The following is a 16,893-nucleotide window of genomic DNA, read 5'->3' on the forward strand; positions in this document are numbered from 1 at the left end:
GGGGGCGAACGGCCCCCTCGCCCCCCGGTGTGTATTACGCTGTGATCAGAGGCAGAGGGCGGAGAACGGGACGCGGGCGATCTGGCTGGTGGGCGACGATCCTGCATGGGGGCGCCGGTGGCGGCGCAGGGCATCTGCCGCCGCGTGCCCGGGGTTCAGGGTCTGAAGAGAAGGGGGCTGCCGCCCCCTCTGGCCTGCGGCCATTCACCCCTGCGCGTATTTTTTGGCAAGATGAAGGCGGCAGGTCTGGGTGGCAGGTCAGGGCGGCGCGTCAGGAGGGCGGGTTTTCCGGGGGCGTGCCGGGGAGGTGATCATCCAGCTTGTGGCCATCAAGCTTTTGGTCAGCCTGATCAGTACGGGCCTTGGTCAGGTTGCGCAGGTGTTTCGTCTGGCCGAAGCGCGCGGCGTTTTCATCGGCGGTTTTGCGGGCGGCCGCGCGGGCCGCCTGCTTTCGTTTCTGCCGGAGGTTGATGATCCCGGTCATGCGCTGATCAGTCCTTCGGGCCGATCATGTCTTCGGGACGAACCACGCGGTCAAAGGTTTCCGCATCGACAAAGCCGAGGCGAATGGCCTCTTCTTTCAGGGTGGTGCCGTTCTGATGCGCGGTTTTGGCGACCTTGGTGGCGTTGTCATAGCCGATGGTGGGCGCCAGCGCCGTGACCAGCATCAGGGATTCCTTCATCAGCTTGTCGATCCGGGCCACATTGGCCTGCGTGCCCGTGACCATGTTGTCGGTGAAGCTGGCGGCCGCATCGCCCAGAAGCTGCATGCTTTGCAACACGTTATAGGACATCATCGGGTTATAGACATTGAGTTCGAAATGCCCCTGCGAGCCGGCAAAGCCTACGGCGGCGTCATTGCCCATGACATGGGCGCAGACCATGGTCAGTGCCTCGGCCTGGGTGGGGTTGACCTTGCCCGGCATGATCGACGAGCCGGGCTCGTTCTCCGGCAGGATCAGCTCCCCCAGGCCGGAGCGCGGTCCGGAGCCAAGCAGCCGCATGTCGTTGGCGATCTTGAAAAGCGACCCGGCGACGGTTTTCAGCGCGCCCGAGAACATCACCATTGCGTCATGCGCCGCCAGCGCCTCGAACTTGTTGGGCGCGGTGACGAAGGGCAGGCCGGTGATACCGGCGATCTGGGCGGCGACCTTTTCGGCGAAACCCTTGCGCGTGTTCAGCCCGGTGCCCACCGCAGTGCCGCCCTGTGCCAGCTCATAGATGTCAGGCAGGCAGGCCTCAACCCGTTCGATCCCCTTCTTCACCTGATGCGCATAGCCGCCGAATTCCTGACCCAGCGTGAGCGGCGTGGCGTCCTGGGTATGGGTGCGGCCGATCTTGATGATATCCCTGAACTCAACCGATTTCGCTTCCAGCGCCGCATGCAGCTTGCGCAGGCCCGGCAGCAGCACATCGCGCGCCATCATGCCGATGGCGACATGCATGGCGGTGGGAAAGGTATCGTTGGAGGATTGGCCCATATTGCAGTGATCATTGGGGTGAACCGGTTTTTTCGACCCCATCACCCCGCCCATCATCTCGATTGCGCGGTTCGAGATCACCTCGTTGGCGTTCATGTTTGACTGCGTGCCTGACCCCGTCTGCCAGACCACCAGCGGGAAGTTGTCGTCAAACCGGCCCTCGATCACCTCACCCGCGGCAGCCGAAATCGCCTCGGCCAGTTCCGGCGCCAGATCGCCCTGTTCAAGGTTGACCAGCGCGCAGGCCTTCTTGATCACCCCCAGCGCGCGGATGATGGCGACCGGCTGACGCTCCCATCCGATGGGGAAATTGATGATCGAACGCTGGGTCTGCGCGCCCCAGTATTTGTCGGCGGGGACATCGAGGGGGCCAAAGCTGTCGGTCTCGGTGCGCGTGGCGGTCATGGGCATTCTCCTGATGGTTTGGGCATTCTCTAGCCAGCGCGGCGGCGGAAATCAATCTGCATGCTGATGTATACTGAATGGTTGACAGCACAGCTCCGTCGTTGCCTGAATCAGGGAATTAATGCAGGCTCAGCAAAGCGGGCCGCAGGCCCCGATTGTCACAGCTGTTTCCGGAGAGAATTCTTGTTCATTAACCATTTTCGTGTCGGCGTAGTCCCCGGAGTTACGGCACTGCTGCTGACCGCCGCTTTAACCGGCGCTGTTTCGGGCGCTCTGACGGCTCCGGCCGGGGCGACTGAACCGCTGCCGGACCCGTGGTATATGCCCGCCACCCAGCGCGCTGCCCAGTTTGCCGGTTTCCAGCAGACCGAGCGGCGCAGTGTGATCGAATTTCAGCCCTTCCGCGCCGAGCTGTCGGCAACACTGCCGGGCGGCGCGCCTGTGCGGCTGACCGCGCTGAACCCGCGGGTGAACAGTTGGTTCATTCTTGAAACCGGCGCGGGCAACGAGGCGCGCGCCTTCCATCTGGAAAACGCGGCGCCGGATGTGTTCGTCATTTCACTGAGCACCGGCGAGGCACCGGCGATTGAAATCACCTCCGGAAACGGGCGCAGCACCTGCCGCCCCTGGGAGGGGGAGCTGCAGGAAGCCGCGCGCTCTGGCCTGCCCTACGCACCGATCTGCGATCAGCAACTTTACCTGCGCAACCGCGGTTCCGGCTCGCGCAGCGCGCGCGAATCGATGGCGGAATTCCTGCGCGGCTATGTGCCCTTCGGCGAAAGCATCATCACGCTGCTGAAAGACACGCTCTATGAGGATGCCTATCTGCAGACCTCCGAGGCGCTGGATGAGGCCGAGGCCGGGGCTGCCGTTGAAGCGCTGGGGCAGGCCGAACTGCGCAGCCATCCGGTGATGCGCTCCAACCTGCGGGTGGACCTGATCGGCACCGAAGAGGGGCGGATGGAGGCCGGAAGCTGGTATGCGGTGCAGGATGCGCCCGGGGTCTATGCCAGCGTGATGCAGCCGGGCATGGTGCATCCTGATATCCTGAACCGCCGGGGCGAGGCCAATGGGCTGGACGGGGTGGAAAACAACGCCGATGTCCATCTTTTTGCCTTTGATCTCAGCCGGTTCGAAATGGGGTATGAACTGGGAACCGACCATCCGGCGGTGAACTGGTCGCCCCGGCCCAGCGGTGCGGGGCGCTCCGGCCTGCCGGGGCCGGACGGGTTCAACACGCTGCAACCGCTGGCGATGACCGGCATGCTCAGCCCGGTGATGACAGACCGGGTGGCGGCCATCTTTGCGGGCGGCTTCAAGCGTGAGCATGCCGCTTTCCGCTCGGGGCCGATGTCGCAGTCGAACAGCGGCCACCATTATGGCTTCATGGTGCAGGGCGTGGTGCTCAGCCGGTTGCAGCCGGGACTGGCGACGCTTTTCACCCTTGATGACGGCTCTATCCAGATGCGGACATGGCAGGAGGCGGACAACGCGCTGCTGCCGCGCATCCGCTTCGCCCGGCAGAACGGCGTGGCGCTGGTCGAACCGGGGCCGGATGGTGCCCCGGTCGCGGGCGAGCATGTGCGCAGCTGGATGCTGGGCAACTGGTCAGGCTCTGCCGAGGCGCAGTTGCGCACCCTTCGCGCCGGGGCCTGCATCCGGCAGGCGGACGGGCGGCAGTTTCTGCTCTACGGTGTGTTTTCCTCGGCCACGCCCTCGGGGATGACGCGGACATTCCAGTCCTATGGCTGCGATTATGCGATGCTGCTCGATATGAATGCACTCGATCTGACCTATGCCGCGATCTACACGCGCCGGCCGGGGGAGGAGGGGTTTCAGACCTTCCATCTGGACCGGCGCATGGCTGAATCCGATACACGCCAGCGCGATGGCACGATGATCGCGCGCTTTGTCGAATATTCGGACAGCCGCGACTTCATTTACCTGCTGCGCCGTCAAGGGAGAGAATGATGAAGCGTTTCGCCACTGCCGCGATGGTGCTGATGCTGGGGCTTGCGCCCTTGGGCGCACAGACTCTCGCTGAGAACAACGCCCGCATGTTTGCCGAGATGCAGGCCGCGCGGGGCCTGTCGGATGCGACCATGAACCGGGTGCGCGAGATCTTTGCGGGGTCGCGCTGGATGGGCCAGGGCAACCCTGCCATCACCCGCCACCCGCTGACGCCCGCTGAGGCGGCGGGGCGACTGGGCGGCACGGTGGACAGCGTGCGACAGGGCTATCGCAACGCCCGGTTCGAGCGGATCTGCGGGCGGCCCTATGAGGTGCCACTTTATGACCCCGCAACCCAGCGGCCTGAGGATGCGACGGTCTGCGCGCATATGTTTGAATATCCCAATGTGCCGCTGGCCTATCCGGTGGTCTGGGTCCGGGCGAATGAGGCGGCGCAGTTGTGTGCGGCCGAAGGGGCGCGGATGGGCGATGCGCATGAATGGGAAGGGGCGGCGGCGGGCCAGTTGCTGCCGCCGGATTATCCGTTTGACCGGGTCCGGGGGATGGGGATGTCGGCGGCGGTGAACACGATCCGCGCGTGGCACAACCAGCATTACGCCTCCACCCGTGATGTCTATTCGATCGGCGCGTGGAGGCGTGGCATCTGCGCGACCGGCAGCTCCAAATCGCCCAGCTGTGACGGCGGGAATTTCAACACCTGCGGGTCCAACACCTATCCGGCGGGTTCCTTCCCGCAGTGTCACAGTCCGCTCGGGGTCTATGATATCGACGGGAACGCGGCGGAGCATATGAACCTGCCGCTGAGCGAAGACCAGATGGCCAGCCGGGGATCGACCACGCTGGGCGTGACCGAGATGAAGGGCAGCTGGTTCGTCTGGGACCAGATCCGCGCGCATGAGCATTGGGCGCGCTGGCGGGCACCGTTCTGGCACGGAAGCCGGGTAATGGACCGCGCGAGCCACCACAATTACCATCTCGGCTTCCGCTGCTTCCGCGATATCCGTTGAGCTGCGTTGGGGGCTGGCTTCCGGTCGTCTGAGAACAAGGGGTTGCGCGGCGGGACGGTGCCTGCGCAACCGTTCTCTTTGATCCTGGCTCGGGTTTTTGGTTCCGGTTGGGCTGCCAGGTGCCGCACGGTCCCCACCCCTGCAGGCTGTCTTTCAGTCCTGACACCGGCGAGCGTTTCCGATAGAAGATGCCATCGCAGGGGAACGCATCGCGGCCTTGCAGGTAATCTGCGCGGGTTCGGGTGATCGGGTGCGCATATCACGACTGGTTCGCTGAACCGCGCGCTGACCATTTCCTTGCTGACCGTTTCTGACGGCGCATCCTTCAGCCGCCTGTGTGGTCAGGCCGCGCAAAGCCGGAAGCCGCCCTCAGCGCAACGCGGCGAGCATCAGGCGGGAGGTGATCGGCCCCTCATTGCTGATCAGCTCCGCATAACGCCCGTCACGCAGAAGATCGCGCAGGTCCACCGCCTGTCCGTTGATGAAGGCCGTTCGGCTGACCAGCCGGATGCCGTGGCTGTAATCGGCATAGCTGGCGCCATGGACCGTGCTGAGCGGCTGGATCGGCTGGCCATTGGCCTGATGCCAGCCATAGATGGCCACGCGGCCCGGATTGCGCTCCAGCCGGTTCGACAGCACCAGATCCTTCTTGTGCCCTGACACCAGCATGCCCAGCGTTCCGCCTGCAGTGCGGCGCTGACCTTCAAGCGTGGCGTTGTGGCGCAGGAAATAATCGGTCGAGGCCATCTGTGCACCCGGCGTCATCGGCGAGGGGCGCAACCGCAGCGAGGCCTGCGCGTGAATGGCATCGACCATGCGCGTGGTGGGCAGAACCATGTCGAAACGTTCAGCGATCAGCGAGGCGGCGGGCAGCCCCAGCGGCACGCGCACGAAATCACTGTCGCTGCCCAGTGCAAGATAATCCGGCATCACACAAAGGGTGATGCGGGCGGGGCGTCCGTCCGCGCCGGTGCCTGTTACCGTGACGGGCACCAGACGGCGCAGGAAATCCGGCAGGTTGCCCGAGATGACGGCCTGAGCGATGGCTGTATCGCGCCCGGAGCCTGCGCTGGAAGCGAGGCGGGCGATGGCGGCCTGTCCGCCCTGCGCTCCCGGGGGGCGCTGTGGAAGGGCACGGGTCAGCGAGGCGGGGCAGCTGTCACGACCAGCGGAAAGGGGTGGCACGTCAAGGGCTGCGGCCACCTGCGTCGGCTGGGTGGCAGACGGCGCAGCGGAAGAGGGGCCGGTGGAAGAAGGAGCGGAACCGGCGACGGGTTGTGCGGCGGGGAGCTGCGCGACGAGGCTTGCCATACGCACCACGCTTTCAGGCCGCGCGGGGGGGCGGGGTGAGCGGGCGAGGCCGGGATCGGCCAATCCTGCCGCAAGACCGGCAACGGGGGCTTCAACCGGGGCCGCGATCGCGATTTCAACTGTGGCTTCGGTGGCGGCGTCAGCGCTGAGCCCGGCGGTGCCGCTGCGCAGGGCGCGGCGCGGCGGCACGAGCGGCGGGCGGCTGGCGATGACGATTGTCCGGGCGGGCGCCGGTTCTGTCCTCTGTGAACCGCTCTCACCTGTGTTCTGTTCATCCAAAGGCGCGGCATCCGCGATGCGCGGGGCCGCCGGCTCGGTGCCAGCAGCCTCTGCCTGCTGCGGCTCTGACGTCAGGCGCGGCTGGCTGGCGACATAGCGTTGGGTGATCCGGGGCAGCGGGGCGTGGCCCGGCAGCATGCCCAGCGGATTTTCCTGCCGTGTGAGATCGGCGAAACCTTCGGGCGCGTTGGTCTCATGCGACCAGATCCAGACCTGCGGCGTGAAGTCAGCGGGGACGAGGCTGGGAGCGGGCGCCGCCGTGCGCGCACCCTCCGCCGGCCAGTAATACCGCCCCGCCGCCGCCGAGGCGGCCAGCACGACAGCCCCGGTGGCCAGCAGCATCAACATGCCCCGGCCAAGACGCGGCCCATGATGTGGCGCGGTGGTATCTGAGGTGCCGGGCTGAAGCGGCTGGAAAGATTTTTTGCTGCTCATGTGTTTCGGATAACCCCGAAACGGTTGCCAAACAATGAACGAAAGCCTTGTTTTACTGGCATGCGCGGCGATTCGCCTATCAAACGGGCACACCACCCCACACCCGTACCGCAGTGCAGCGATGCCGTCACAGGCGGGTGCGCTTGAACAGCGGTTCGGGCAGGGCGCGGATGATCGCCATGATCAGCCGCCAGACGGGGCGTATGTAGATGACATTGCGGCGTTTTTGATGGGCGCGGAAGATCGCCTCCGCCACTTCGGCGGGCTGGGCGGTCAGGCGGGCGGGCAGATCCATCCCCTCGGTCATGCGGGTGGCGATGAAACCGGGCAGGACGGTGATCACCTGCACCGGGGTGCGCGCCAACCGGTTGCGCAGGCCCGAAAGAAAGGCGGTGAACCCGGCCTTTGCCGCCCCATAGACATAATTCGAGGCGCGGCCACGCTCACCCGCGACCGAGCTGATGCCGATGATCGTGCCCGAACCGCGCTTTTCAAACCGCTCCGCCAGCGCGCCGAGAATCAACGCAGGCCCCTCGAAACTGGTGCGGAACACGGTGGCGGCGGCCTGCGGGTCTTGCTGGCTGAGCGCCTGATCGCCCATCGCGCCCACGGCGCACAGGGCGATCGCGGGCAGTTCCGGCAAGGCATCAAGGAAGGCGGCGTGGGTGGCGATATCGGTTGCGTCGAACTCCGCGCAGGTCACCGGCACGTTGTAGCGCAGCCGCAGGTCGGTCGCATCGGCCTCCAGCGTGGCGGCGTTGCGCGCGGCCAGCACCAGCGGGTGCCCGGCGCGGCCAAAACGGTGGGCGCAGGCGCGCGCCATATCCGAGCGCGCCCCAAGGATCAGCACCGCGCCGCTCATAGCTCCAGCCTTTGCGACTGGGCCGAGGCAAAGTGCGTGTCCATCCCCTGGGCCTGCCGCCAGCGGCTGAATTCGGCCCAGCGGGGGTCTGTCCGGCGCAGTGTCTCGGGGCTCATGCGGCTGTCCTTGGCTAGGTAGAAGCGCCCGCCGTGGTCGATGGTGATGCGGTCAAGTTCGGGCATCAGGGCAAGGCTGCGCGGGGTCATGGGGAAATCGAGGGCCAGTGTATAACCCTCCATCGGGAAGGAAACGGCGCTGTCCTGCGCGCCGAAGCGCTTGAGCACCGCCAGAAACGAGGCCGCGCCGCTGCGCGCGATGGCTTCCAGAAGCTGCGTCAGGCCGGCGCGCCCGGTATCGAGCGGCAACGCGCACTGAAACTGCATGAAACCGCGCCTGCCATACAGGCGGTTCCAGTTTTGCACCGCATCGAGCGGGTAGAAATAGCTGTCCCAGTCTACCAGCCCCTCACCGGCCTTGCGCGCGCCCATCCGGTAGTAAAGCGCATTGAACGCGCGCACCGTATAGGGGTTGAGCGCGAAGCCGGGCAGATCGACGGGGAAGGGGATGTTGCGGTGGCGCGGCGTGTCAAAGGGTGCGGCGGGGCGTTTGGCCTCGTTCAGGGTGGCATGTTCGCCGGTCATCACAAGGCTGCGGCCCAGATGCGCGCCGGTGCCCAGACAGTCGATCCAGGCGACGCAATAGGTGGCGGCAAGCGTTTCCTCGAACACTTCAAGCGCCTCGTCCAGGTTGCGGGTGGGGATCATGGTCTGGCGGATCCAGCCGGTTTCAACCGGGCGCAGGCGGATGGCGGCGCGCAGCACGATGCCGGTCAGGCCCATGCCGCCCAATGTGTTCTGGAACAGCTCAGGGTTTTCCGTGCGCGAGCAGCGGGTGACGCTGCCGTCAGGGCCCATCAGGTCAAGCCAGTCGGTGAAGGCGGAAAACGCCCCCTCGCTGTGATGGTTCTTGCCATGGACATCGGCTGCGATGGCGCCGCCAAGGGTGACAAATTTGGTGCCGGGCGTGACCGAGGGGAACCAGCCGCGCGGCAGGAAGGCGTCGATCACCTCGGCAAGGCTTACACCGGCCTCGGCCACAAGCTGGCCGGTGGCGGGGTCAAAGGCGATCATCCGGTTGAAATGGCGCATCGACACGGTCTGCGCGCCCACCGCGCTGTCACCGTAAGCGCGCCCCAGCCCGCGCGCGATCAGCGGCGGGGCCGTGGCCAGCAGCGCGGCCAGCGCCGCCGCGTCGCGCGGGGCGGTGAGGGTGCCCTGCACACGCGGGTAGCGGCCCCATCCCGAAAGTTCCATCACATACTCCTTGCGGGCGCGAAGACGAAGCGCCGGTCCAGATGGTATTTCACCACATAGCCCACCGCCAGCCCCAGAACGGCCCCGGCCTCGCGCGCCAGATGGCTTTGCCAGATCAGCCAGAAAGCGGTCTCGGTGCCCCAGAAGATCGCCGTGGTGACCAGCCCCATCACCGTGTAGAGCGAAAACTGCCGGCCATGCGCGGCCAGCCCGGTGGCGGTGTCAAAGAAGATCCAGCGCTTGTCGAGCAGGTATTTCACCACCAGCCCCAGCGCCGTGCCCGCCAGAACGGCCAGCGTGAAATGCACCGCCCCCTCGCCGGTCAGCAGCACCAGCCGCTGCATTGCCAGATTGGCCAGCGTGGCCAGCACCGCGAAGGCAGCGTAGCGCAGGATCAGGCTGGTGCGGCTCACAGCAGCGTCGCCCCGATGACCAGCGCCGCCATCAGCGCGATGGCCACGCGGCTGACCGGGTCGCGGGTGGCATAGACCACCGGGTCATCATCCATCTGCCCGCGATGGGCCAGCAGCACCATCCGCGCCACCCAGTAGAGCAGCACCAGACAGGCCCCCCACAACAGCCAGGGGCTGGAATAGCGCGCCAGAACCTCGGGCGCGTTCAGATAGAGCATCATCACCAGCACCGCGACAAAACCCGATGACACCGCTATCTGCGACACAAAGGGCAGATCGCTCACCTGATAGCCACGCCCGGAGGCATTGGTCACCCCGCGCTCGGCGGCATCGACCAGCTCGGCCTGGCGCTTGACGGCGGCCAGCGACAGAAAGAAGAACGCGGCAAAGGCCAGAAGCCAGACCGACAGCGGGATATCGGTGGCCACGCCGCCCGCGATCACCCGCAGCGTGTAAAGCGTTGCCAGAACACAGATATCGACCAGAATCTTGCGCTTGAGCCAGAGCGAGTAGGCCACCGTCAGCGCGTAATATCCGGTCAGGACCAGCAGGAACATCGGCCCCAGAAACAGCGCCAGCGCCATGCCGCAGACCAGCAGCACTGGCACCATCGCCATCCCCCGGATCAGCGGCAGCGCGCCCGAGGCAAGCGGGCGGGCGCGCTTGCGCGGATGCGCGCGGTCGGCGGACAGGTCGAGCAGGTCATTGAGCAGATAGACGCTGGAGGCCACCAGACCAAAGGCGATGAAAGCCAGAACGCCCTGTGCGATGGTCTGAAGCGTGAAGACATGGCCCGCGATCATCGGCAGGAAGACCAGCAGGTTCTTGAGCCATTGATGCGGCCGCATGGCGCGCAGCGCCGCAGGCATCCCGTTTGCGGGCGGGGCCAGATGGGTGGCGCCGGGGCGCAGGGCATCCACCTGCGCGCGCAGCGCCGGGGAGGCGCCGACGGTGAGCGCGGTATGGGCGATCTCCCATACCGGCAGATCGGCGCTGTGATCGCCGATATAGGCAAACCCGCCCGCCCCGAAGGTATCGCGCAGAAAGGCGGCCTTGGCGGGGCCCTTCAGATTTGTGGTGCCGTCCGAGCCGTGAACGGCATCGAAGAGGCCAAGATGATCGGCGACCGACTGCGCGAGACGCTGATCGGCGGCGGTGACCAGCGCCACCCGCCCGCCCGCCGCGCGCCAGTCGCGGATCTGGGCCAGAACGGCGGGATTATAGGGCAGGGTGGCCGGATCAGGCGCACCGCAGGCGGCGAGCCGGGCCTTGAGCGCGGCGCGGCCCTGCGTCAGCCCGGCCACGGCGCGCAAAGGCGTGCGCCAGTCGCGGGCGAACCCGGACCAGAAGGATTCCAGTAGCATGTCCGAGCGGATCAGGGTGCCGTCCAGATCAACCACCAGCACGATTTCGCGTCCATCCTCGCCGCGCATTGACCCGTCCGGTATTGTTATTGTTTCCGGTCAGGCTTGCACTGTCCACGCGCCGATGCAAGGACCAAAGCAGACCGGCGCCGGGTCGGAGGCCGCTTGCGGCTGCGCACCTGTCCGCCATTGACCGGATTGACTGCTGCGCAGACGCCTTTTTTGTTCAGGAAGGGGGGCGCTGCCCCCGCCCGTTCTGCTTTGCAGAACGGACTCCCCCGGGATATTTCTGAACAGGTGAAAGGGGGGGGCGGGGATCGCTTCGTCGGTTTGGACGGGTCGTTGAGGCGCGCCTGAGGGCGCTCACGGTGTGGCTTGGCGCGTCAGATTTCTGATTTCAGGAGGCGCGGCTTACCGCGGCGGTTTTGTCCGGGCGCGGAGCTGTGCGGCCAGAGTGCCGAGAACCTGTGCCCGGCCGAAGGCCTGAACGGCTGCCGGGCGGCGTTCGAGGTAGTCGGCCTGGATCAGGGCAAGGCGCTGGTTGAGCAGGCGCCGGCGCCCCTCGATCCAGCGCATGTGGGCGAGCCGCGCGCGTATCAGCCCCGGGTTGCTCTCGTCCTCCAGCGGGGCCTCTGCCTGATTGAGGCCGTCAAGGGCCTGAAGCAGCCGCGCCCTGCTTTGCGCGACCATCGCCAGTTTTGCCAGCTCAGCATCGCGTTTCATGGCAGCGATGGCCTGCAGGCGGTCAAGGCGGGCGGGGTCGGGGTGTTTCATGGGGTTTTCCTGCCGCTGCCAGGGGTTTTGCCGCGCGCGCGCGCCTTGCGGCGCATCAGTTCGGCAAAGCGGATCGCGGCGGCCACGGGGGCGTAATGCTCGGCGGCGATTTCCGCACCGATTTCGGTGGTGGCATGCAGCGCGCGGGCGGTGGGCGGGTCGCTGTGGATCGGAACCCCCGCCTCCTGCGCGCGTTCGCGGATCCGTGCGGCGATTTCATCCACGCCCTTGGCCAGACAGACCGGCGCCCCCAGATTGCCCTGCTCCCATTGCAGCGCGACCGCATAATGGGTGGGGTTGACGATCACCACGCTGGCCCGGGCAACGTCGGCCAGCATGGAATTGGCGGCGATTTCCTGCGCGCGCTGGCGCCGCGCCTGTTTCATATGCGGGTCGCCCTCGGCCTGTTTGTGTTCATCGCGCAGTTCCTGATGGCTCATGCGCTGGCGGCGGCGATGGTCGAAATTCTGCCAGAGGTAATCAACGGCGCCGATCAGGGCCATGATGATGAGCACCAGAAACAGGAATTCGACGATCAGGCGCATCATCTCGGCCACCGCCTGCCCGGCGCTGAGGTGGATCGTGGCGATCAGCCGGGGGAGGCGGGCGGCAAGAAAGAGCCACAGAACAAGGGCATAGATCACCAGTTTGACGGTGCTTTTGGCGAATTCGAACAGGCCCGAGGGGCCGAACTTGTTTTTCGCATTCGAGATCACCGAGATGCGCGAGGCTTTCGGTATGAGCTTTTCCGGAGCAAAGACGATGCCGCGCAGGGCGAAAAGCGTGGCCAGAACCGCCAGCGCGGGGAGCAGGAAGAGGGGGGCGAGCGCCTCGATCAGGGCGAGCATCAGCGCATCCATCGCCCCCGTCCCGCCCGCCAGCATCAGGTGCGACAGCAGGTCGGCGCGTTCCAGAAGCCCCGCGCCGATGGCGCCGAGACGCGGCGGTGCCCAGCCGCCGGGCAGAAGCGCCAGCATCAGCAGCCCGGCCACGGCGGCGGTGGCGGTCAGATCGGCGGATTTCGGGATTTCCCCGCGTTTGCGCGCTTCATCCAGCTTGTGCTGCGTGGCGTCATGCGGCTTTTCAGTGCTGTCGTCTTCGCTCATCGGGCACCGCTGCGGGCGGCGGGGTCGGCCAGAAGGGCGAGGAAGGCATCCTGCCAGACCGCCAGCATCAGGGGCGCGGCCAGCATGAACAGTAAAAGCCCGCCAAAGGTCAGCGCCGGGGCCCCGATGAAGGCCACCATGAGCTGCGGCATGGCGCGGTTGATTGCCCCCAGCGCGAGGTTGTAGATGCTGGCGCCGATCACAAAAGGCGCGGCCAGCACGAAGGCCAGGGTGAAGACATGGCTGACCCGGCCCACGCCCCACTGGGCCATCGCGCCCGCATCGGGCCACTGCCCGGCGGGCAGAAGGCCGTATCCCAGGATCAGGAACTCGGCCGCGCGCGCGGGCAGGCCAGACATGACCGCAAGGGCCAGCCCCGCCATGACCAGCACCTGCGAGATGGCCGGTTGCGGGTCAACCCCGGCGCCGCCGAAGAACTGCGCAAGCGAGGTGGCCTGCGCGGCCATGGTTCCGGCCATCTGCAGGCCCTGAACCATCAGCCGCAGCCCCGCACCGAAGGCCAGCCCGATCGCGGCCTCGATGAACAGGAACTGCGCCACCGCGCCCGGCGTATCGGGGCGGGCGGCGATATCGGGCAGGACGGCGGGGGCGATGATCAGCGTCATGGCGAAGGCCGCCATCAGCCGGATACGGGCAGGTACCACCTGTTCACCAAGCGCGGGCAGCAGGGCGAAGAAGGCCCCCACGCGGGCGAAAACCAGAAAGCCCTGCACCAGCGCCTGCCGGGCCTCGGCCGCAAGAAGGTCAAGCGTGGCGATCAGTTCGGGTGACATGCGGATCAGGCGGGTTCGGCGACGGGCGCCGGGATCTGGCCGACGAGGGCGGGCCGCGCCTCCATCCCGATTTCCTCGAACGACAGCACCGGCGCGGGAATTTCGCGCGCGGCCATCACGGTGCGCAGGAAGCGCCGTCGCCGGGCGGTGCAGACCAGCGCGGCCTGCGTTCCCGCATCGGCAAGCTGCGCGAATTTCTCAGCCAGCGCGGTTGAGAGGCGCCCGAACTCGGCCGGGGGCAGGGCGATATCGGTGCCGCCGCGCTCCCCTTCGATCTGATAGCTGGCGAACAGCGCGTCCCATTCCGGTGCCAGCTGCACCAGCGGGATGGAGCCGTCGGGCCTGCGCAGCGCAGAGACGAGCTGGAAACCCATCCGCTGGCGGACATGTTCGCAGACCAGCTCAGGCGGGGCGTTCTGGGGCCGCAGCTCGGCGATGGTTTCAAGGATCAGCGGCAGGTTGCGCACCGAGACGCGCTCATCCAGCAGCATCCGCAACACGCTCAGCAGCAGATCAACCGGAACGCGGTCCGGTATCAGCTCGTCGATCAGGCGGCGGTTGGCCTCGGAGCGTTTGGGGTCAGAGAGGTTGCACAGCTCATCGAGCATCCGCCGCAACCCGCGCAGGCTGAGCAGGCGCCCGAAATTGGCCTTGAGCACCTCCAGCAGATGGGTCGCCAGAACCTCGGTCGGGCTGACGACGGTGAGGCCCAGAAGCGCCACGCTTTCCTCGTCATCGGGGGAGATCCAGCGGGCGGGCGCGGCATAGACCGGCTCACGCACATCGACGCCTTCGGGCAGGTTATCCGTATCGCCGGAAAGCAGCGCCAGCCTGCTGTCGGGGAAAAGCCGGTCGCGCCCCTGTTCGACCCCCTGAATCAGGATCGCATATTCGCCTGACCCCAGCGCGGCCTCGTCTGTCAGGCGGATTTCGGGCAGGATGAGGCCGAAGCTGCGCATGACATGGGTGCGCATATTGGTGATGCGCGCATCCAGCCCCACCGCCGGGTCCAGCACCATCGGCACCAGATCAGGCGAGAATTTGACATGGATTTCATCCAGATCAAGGACATCGCCCAGCGACATCGGCCTGAGTTCCGGCGCGGCCTCGGTCGCAGGGGTTTCGGTCAGGGTGCGGGCGTGGCGCTGTGCATACCAGGCCGCGCCCATCAGCACGCCAGCCCCCAGCACGAAGGGCACGAAGGGCAGGCCCGGCACCAGCGCGAAAAGCCCCATTAGAAGGCCCACAGTCATCAGCGCGGGTGGGTAGCGGCCAAGCTGGGCAAAAAGTGCCAGATCGGTTGCCCCCGTGGCACCGCCGCGCGCCAGAAGCAGGGCGGCGGCGATGGAGATGATCACCGCCGGAATCTGGCTGACCAGCCCGTCACCGACCGTGAGAATGGCATAGGTTTCAAAGGCCTGACCAAGCGGCATGCCATGCATGAGGGTGCCGGTGCCCAGCCCCACGACGATGTTGAGCAGCGTGATCAGCAACCCCGCGATGGCATCGCCTTTGACGAATTTCGAGGCCCCGTCGAGCGAGCCGAAAAACGTGGTTTCCTGCTGTTCGCGCTCACGCCGTGCCTTGGCCTCGTGGTGATCAATGGCGCCCGCCGACATGTCGCTGTCGATCGCCATCTGTTTGCCCGGCATTCCGTCAAGCGCGAAGCGTGCGCCGACCTCGGCCATGCGGCCTGCGCCCTTGGTGATGACGATGAAATTGACGATCAGGAGGACGCAGAACACCACCACGCCCAGAAAGACGCTGCCGCCCATGACGAAATTGGCAAAGCCCTGAATGACCGCCCCGGCGGCATGCGGCCCGGTATGCCCCTCGCCGATGATCAGCTTGGTCGAGGAGACATTGAGCGAGAGGCGCAGCATGAGCGAAGCCAGCAGCACGGTGGGGAAGATCGAGAAATCAAGCGGGCGTTCGATGAAAAGCGTGACCGTGAACATCAGGATCGCCAGCGCGAACGAGGCCGCGAGGCCGATGTCGAGCATCCAGGCCGGGACCGGCAGGATCATCATCACGATCACCGCCATGAGGGCCACCGCCAACAGCACGGTCGGGCGGAAGAGCTGGGTCAGCGTCAGGATCATGGGTGGTGCTCTTGCAAGGCGGGGAGGAAGGCGGCCGCGCTGGCCGCACCCATGGGGACGAGCGAGGCGAGGGGGGCGCTGTCGGTGTCGGCGGCGATCAGGAACGGGAAGGTGTTGACGCGCGGCACCGGGGCAGGGGTATTGAGCGCCGGGGCACTGCCCGCAAGCCCGGCGCGCAGGGCGTCAAAGCGGGCGCGGTAGCGGGCGGCCAGTTGCGGGGTGCGCGAGTGATAGGCGCCTGCCGCCGCCTCCCAGCTGCCCAGTTCATCGGCGAGATCGGTCAGAAAGCGGGCGGCATAGCGCGCGCCTTCCAGCGGATCGAGCAGCGCGCGGGGGGAGGCGAAATGTTCACCATGCCAGTGCCAGTTGATCTGGAAGCAGCCCAGATCAAACCCCGTGCGCCCGGTTGCAATGGCGCTTTCGGCAAAGGCCAGCGCATGGGCCGGGGTGTCAAACCAGTGGCCCTGACCATCCAGATTGGCCGCCCAGGGCCAGGGGCGCATCACCCCGTCGGTCATGCGCCCGGTCTCGGTCAGGGCAATCGCCAGCAGCACATCGGCAGGCACCCCGCTTTCGCCCGCGGCGCGGCGGGCGGCGTTTTCGCACAGCGCGGCCTCTGCCACCGCCGCATGCGGCAGGAGCAATAACAGGACAAGCGCGCCGGGCGCGCCACGGAGGCGAGAATTCTTCATCGCGGACCTTCAGCAGTGTCCTGCAACCCTAGCCGGGGAATGGTTGACAAAGGGTAACTGCCGCTGGCGCCACGTGATATTCCTTGCGCGACAGGCCATTTTATGGCAGGAATCAAGGGCGACGTTATCTTATCGACCTGCTGAACTGTCTTCCGACATCCCGCGCGCTCGATCTTTAGACTGACTACGCCGGGCTGTCGCACTTACGCGGGCAGCATCTGACAGGAGACTACACGATGGCAACTGGCACCGTGAAATGGTTCAACGCAACCAAGGGCTATGGCTTCATCCAGCCGGATGGCGGCTCGAAAGACATTTTTGTTCACATCACCGCACTGGAGCGCGCAGACCTGCGCGGTCTGGACGACGGTCAGAAAGTGACCTTTGACATGGAAACCAGCCGTGACGGCCGCCAGTCGGCGACCAATCTGGCACTGGCCTGAGCCAGGTTTTCCACGATTGTTGAAGGGGCGGCCTTTGGGCCGCCCTTTTTCGTTGCGGTAGCGGTTTGCGGGGCGATTTCGGCGGGTTCCGGGCCGGTTTCGCTTGACTTCCGGGGCCATGTGCAAAATTTATGCGGCGCG

15 protein-coding genes are annotated in these 16,893 nt (G+C 66.3%); 3 read left to right on the top strand and 12 right to left on the bottom strand.

Features of this window, described 5'->3' with window-relative positions; translation table 11 throughout:
- Positions 1-271 precede the first annotated feature (271 nt).
- Positions 272-484 (bottom strand): DUF4169 family protein, encoded by a 213-nt coding sequence (locus V7Q53_RS03115; protein ID WP_333826916.1) that lies wholly within the window; start codon positions 482-484, stop codon positions 272-274.
- Between the two features lie 7 nt (positions 485-491).
- Complete coding sequence (gene fumC / locus V7Q53_RS03120) at positions 492-1,886, bottom strand: class II fumarate hydratase (RefSeq protein WP_333826917.1); 1,395 nt, start codon at positions 1,884-1,886, stop codon at positions 492-494.
- 321 nt (positions 1,887-2,207) lie between these two features.
- Here fumC and V7Q53_RS03125 point away from each other — a divergent pair, with 321 nt between their 5' ends.
- Together V7Q53_RS03125 and V7Q53_RS03130 are read left to right on the top strand one after the other, a co-directional pair.
- Complete coding sequence (locus V7Q53_RS03125; protein WP_333826918.1) at positions 2,208-3,857, top strand: hypothetical protein; 1,650 nt, start codon at positions 2,208-2,210, stop codon at positions 3,855-3,857.
- The gene (locus V7Q53_RS03130; RefSeq protein WP_333826919.1) at positions 3,857-4,864 is read left to right on the top strand and encodes an SUMF1/EgtB/PvdO family nonheme iron enzyme; all 1,008 of its coding nucleotides are present in this window, start codon (positions 3,857-3,859) and stop codon (positions 4,862-4,864) included. The genes V7Q53_RS03125 and V7Q53_RS03130 overlap by 1 nt, the downstream gene beginning before the upstream one ends.
- Positions 4,865-5,233: 369 nt before the next feature.
- Here the strand turns inward: V7Q53_RS03130 and V7Q53_RS03135 are convergent, their stop codons facing one another.
- The 10 genes from V7Q53_RS03135 to V7Q53_RS03180 all read right to left on the bottom strand — a co-directional run bounded on the left by V7Q53_RS03135 (position 5,234) and on the right by V7Q53_RS03180 (position 16,309).
- Complete coding sequence (locus tag V7Q53_RS03135) at positions 5,234-6,889, bottom strand: hypothetical protein (protein WP_333826920.1); 1,656 nt, start codon at positions 6,887-6,889, stop codon at positions 5,234-5,236.
- Positions 6,890-7,016: 127 nt separating this feature from the next.
- A complete protein-coding gene (locus V7Q53_RS03140) occupies positions 7,017-7,751 on the bottom strand; it encodes an SDR family oxidoreductase (protein ID WP_333826921.1) in 735 nt (244 codons plus the stop codon).
- Positions 7,748-9,064: an FAD-binding oxidoreductase gene (locus tag V7Q53_RS03145; RefSeq protein ID WP_333826922.1), complete on the bottom strand. Its 1,317-nt coding sequence runs from the start codon at positions 9,062-9,064 to the stop codon at positions 7,748-7,750. Before V7Q53_RS03145 ends, V7Q53_RS03140 begins: the two co-directional genes overlap by 4 nt.
- Positions 9,064-9,477 carry a GtrA family protein gene (locus V7Q53_RS03150; protein ID WP_333826923.1) on the bottom strand — a complete coding sequence of 138 codons (414 nt, stop codon included), beginning with the start codon at positions 9,475-9,477 and terminating at the stop codon, positions 9,064-9,066. The genes V7Q53_RS03145 and V7Q53_RS03150 overlap by 1 nt, the downstream gene beginning before the upstream one ends.
- On the bottom strand, positions 9,474-10,910 hold the full coding sequence (locus V7Q53_RS03155; RefSeq protein WP_333826924.1) for a UbiA family prenyltransferase: 1,437 nt from the start codon (positions 10,908-10,910) through the stop codon (positions 9,474-9,476). The genes V7Q53_RS03150 and V7Q53_RS03155 overlap by 4 nt, the downstream gene beginning before the upstream one ends.
- Before the next feature lie 342 nt (positions 10,911-11,252).
- Positions 11,253-11,615, bottom strand: a complete 363-nt coding sequence (locus tag V7Q53_RS03160; protein WP_333826925.1) for a hypothetical protein — start codon at positions 11,613-11,615, stop codon at positions 11,253-11,255.
- Positions 11,612-12,721: an EscU/YscU/HrcU family type III secretion system export apparatus switch protein gene (locus tag V7Q53_RS03165; RefSeq protein WP_333826926.1), complete on the bottom strand. Its 1,110-nt coding sequence runs from the start codon at positions 12,719-12,721 to the stop codon at positions 11,612-11,614. The genes V7Q53_RS03160 and V7Q53_RS03165 overlap by 4 nt, the downstream gene beginning before the upstream one ends.
- The gene (locus V7Q53_RS03170; RefSeq protein WP_333826927.1) at positions 12,718-13,515 is read right to left on the bottom strand and encodes a flagellar biosynthetic protein FliR; all 798 of its coding nucleotides are present in this window, start codon (positions 13,513-13,515) and stop codon (positions 12,718-12,720) included. The genes V7Q53_RS03165 and V7Q53_RS03170 overlap by 4 nt, the downstream gene beginning before the upstream one ends.
- Before the next feature lie 5 nt (positions 13,516-13,520).
- Complete coding sequence (gene flhA / locus V7Q53_RS03175) at positions 13,521-15,617, bottom strand: flagellar biosynthesis protein FlhA (RefSeq protein ID WP_333826928.1); 2,097 nt, start codon at positions 15,615-15,617, stop codon at positions 13,521-13,523.
- On the bottom strand, positions 15,614-16,309 hold the full coding sequence (locus V7Q53_RS03180) for a lytic transglycosylase domain-containing protein (protein ID WP_333826929.1): 696 nt from the start codon (positions 16,307-16,309) through the stop codon (positions 15,614-15,616). Before V7Q53_RS03180 ends, flhA begins: the two co-directional genes overlap by 4 nt.
- A gap of 236 nt (positions 16,310-16,545) precedes the next feature.
- Here V7Q53_RS03180 and V7Q53_RS03185 point away from each other — a divergent pair, with 236 nt between their 5' ends.
- Complete coding sequence (locus V7Q53_RS03185) at positions 16,546-16,752, top strand: cold-shock protein (protein ID WP_333826930.1); 207 nt, start codon at positions 16,546-16,548, stop codon at positions 16,750-16,752.
- Positions 16,753-16,893 lie beyond the last annotated feature (141 nt).

It is taken from the genome of Pararhodobacter sp., from assembly GCF_036802785.1.
GTDB lineage: Bacteria > Pseudomonadota > Alphaproteobacteria > Rhodobacterales > Rhodobacteraceae > Pararhodobacter.

Bases quoted from the DNA above. Each gene is read 5' to 3' on its own strand.
- V7Q53_RS03115 (WP_333826916.1), bottom strand. From the start codon at position 484: ATGACCGGGATCATCAACCTCCGGCAGAAACGAAAGCAGGCGGCCCGC.
- fumC (WP_333826917.1), bottom strand. From the start codon at position 1,886: ATGACCGCCACGCGCACCGAGACCGACAGCTTTGGCCCCCTCGATGTC.
- V7Q53_RS03125 (WP_333826918.1), top strand. From the start codon at position 2,208: ATGCCCGCCACCCAGCGCGCTGCCCAGTTTGCCGGTTTCCAGCAGACC.
- V7Q53_RS03130 (WP_333826919.1), top strand. From the start codon at position 3,857: ATGAAGCGTTTCGCCACTGCCGCGATGGTGCTGATGCTGGGGCTTGCG.
- V7Q53_RS03135 (WP_333826920.1), bottom strand. From the start codon at position 6,889: ATGAGCAGCAAAAAATCTTTCCAGCCGCTTCAGCCCGGCACCTCAGAT.
- V7Q53_RS03140 (WP_333826921.1), bottom strand. From the start codon at position 7,751: ATGAGCGGCGCGGTGCTGATCCTTGGGGCGCGCTCGGATATGGCGCGC.
- V7Q53_RS03145 (WP_333826922.1), bottom strand. From the start codon at position 9,064: ATGGAACTTTCGGGATGGGGCCGCTACCCGCGTGTGCAGGGCACCCTC.
- V7Q53_RS03155 (WP_333826924.1), bottom strand. From the start codon at position 10,910: ATGCGCGGCGAGGATGGACGCGAAATCGTGCTGGTGGTTGATCTGGAC.
- V7Q53_RS03160 (WP_333826925.1), bottom strand. From the start codon at position 11,615: ATGAAACACCCCGACCCCGCCCGCCTTGACCGCCTGCAGGCCATCGCT.
- V7Q53_RS03165 (WP_333826926.1), bottom strand. From the start codon at position 12,721: ATGAGCGAAGACGACAGCACTGAAAAGCCGCATGACGCCACGCAGCAC.
- V7Q53_RS03170 (WP_333826927.1), bottom strand. From the start codon at position 13,515: ATGTCACCCGAACTGATCGCCACGCTTGACCTTCTTGCGGCCGAGGCC.
- flhA (WP_333826928.1), bottom strand. From the start codon at position 15,617: ATGATCCTGACGCTGACCCAGCTCTTCCGCCCGACCGTGCTGTTGGCG.
- V7Q53_RS03180 (WP_333826929.1), bottom strand. From the start codon at position 16,309: ATGAAGAATTCTCGCCTCCGTGGCGCGCCCGGCGCGCTTGTCCTGTTA.
- V7Q53_RS03185 (WP_333826930.1), top strand. From the start codon at position 16,546: ATGGCAACTGGCACCGTGAAATGGTTCAACGCAACCAAGGGCTATGGC.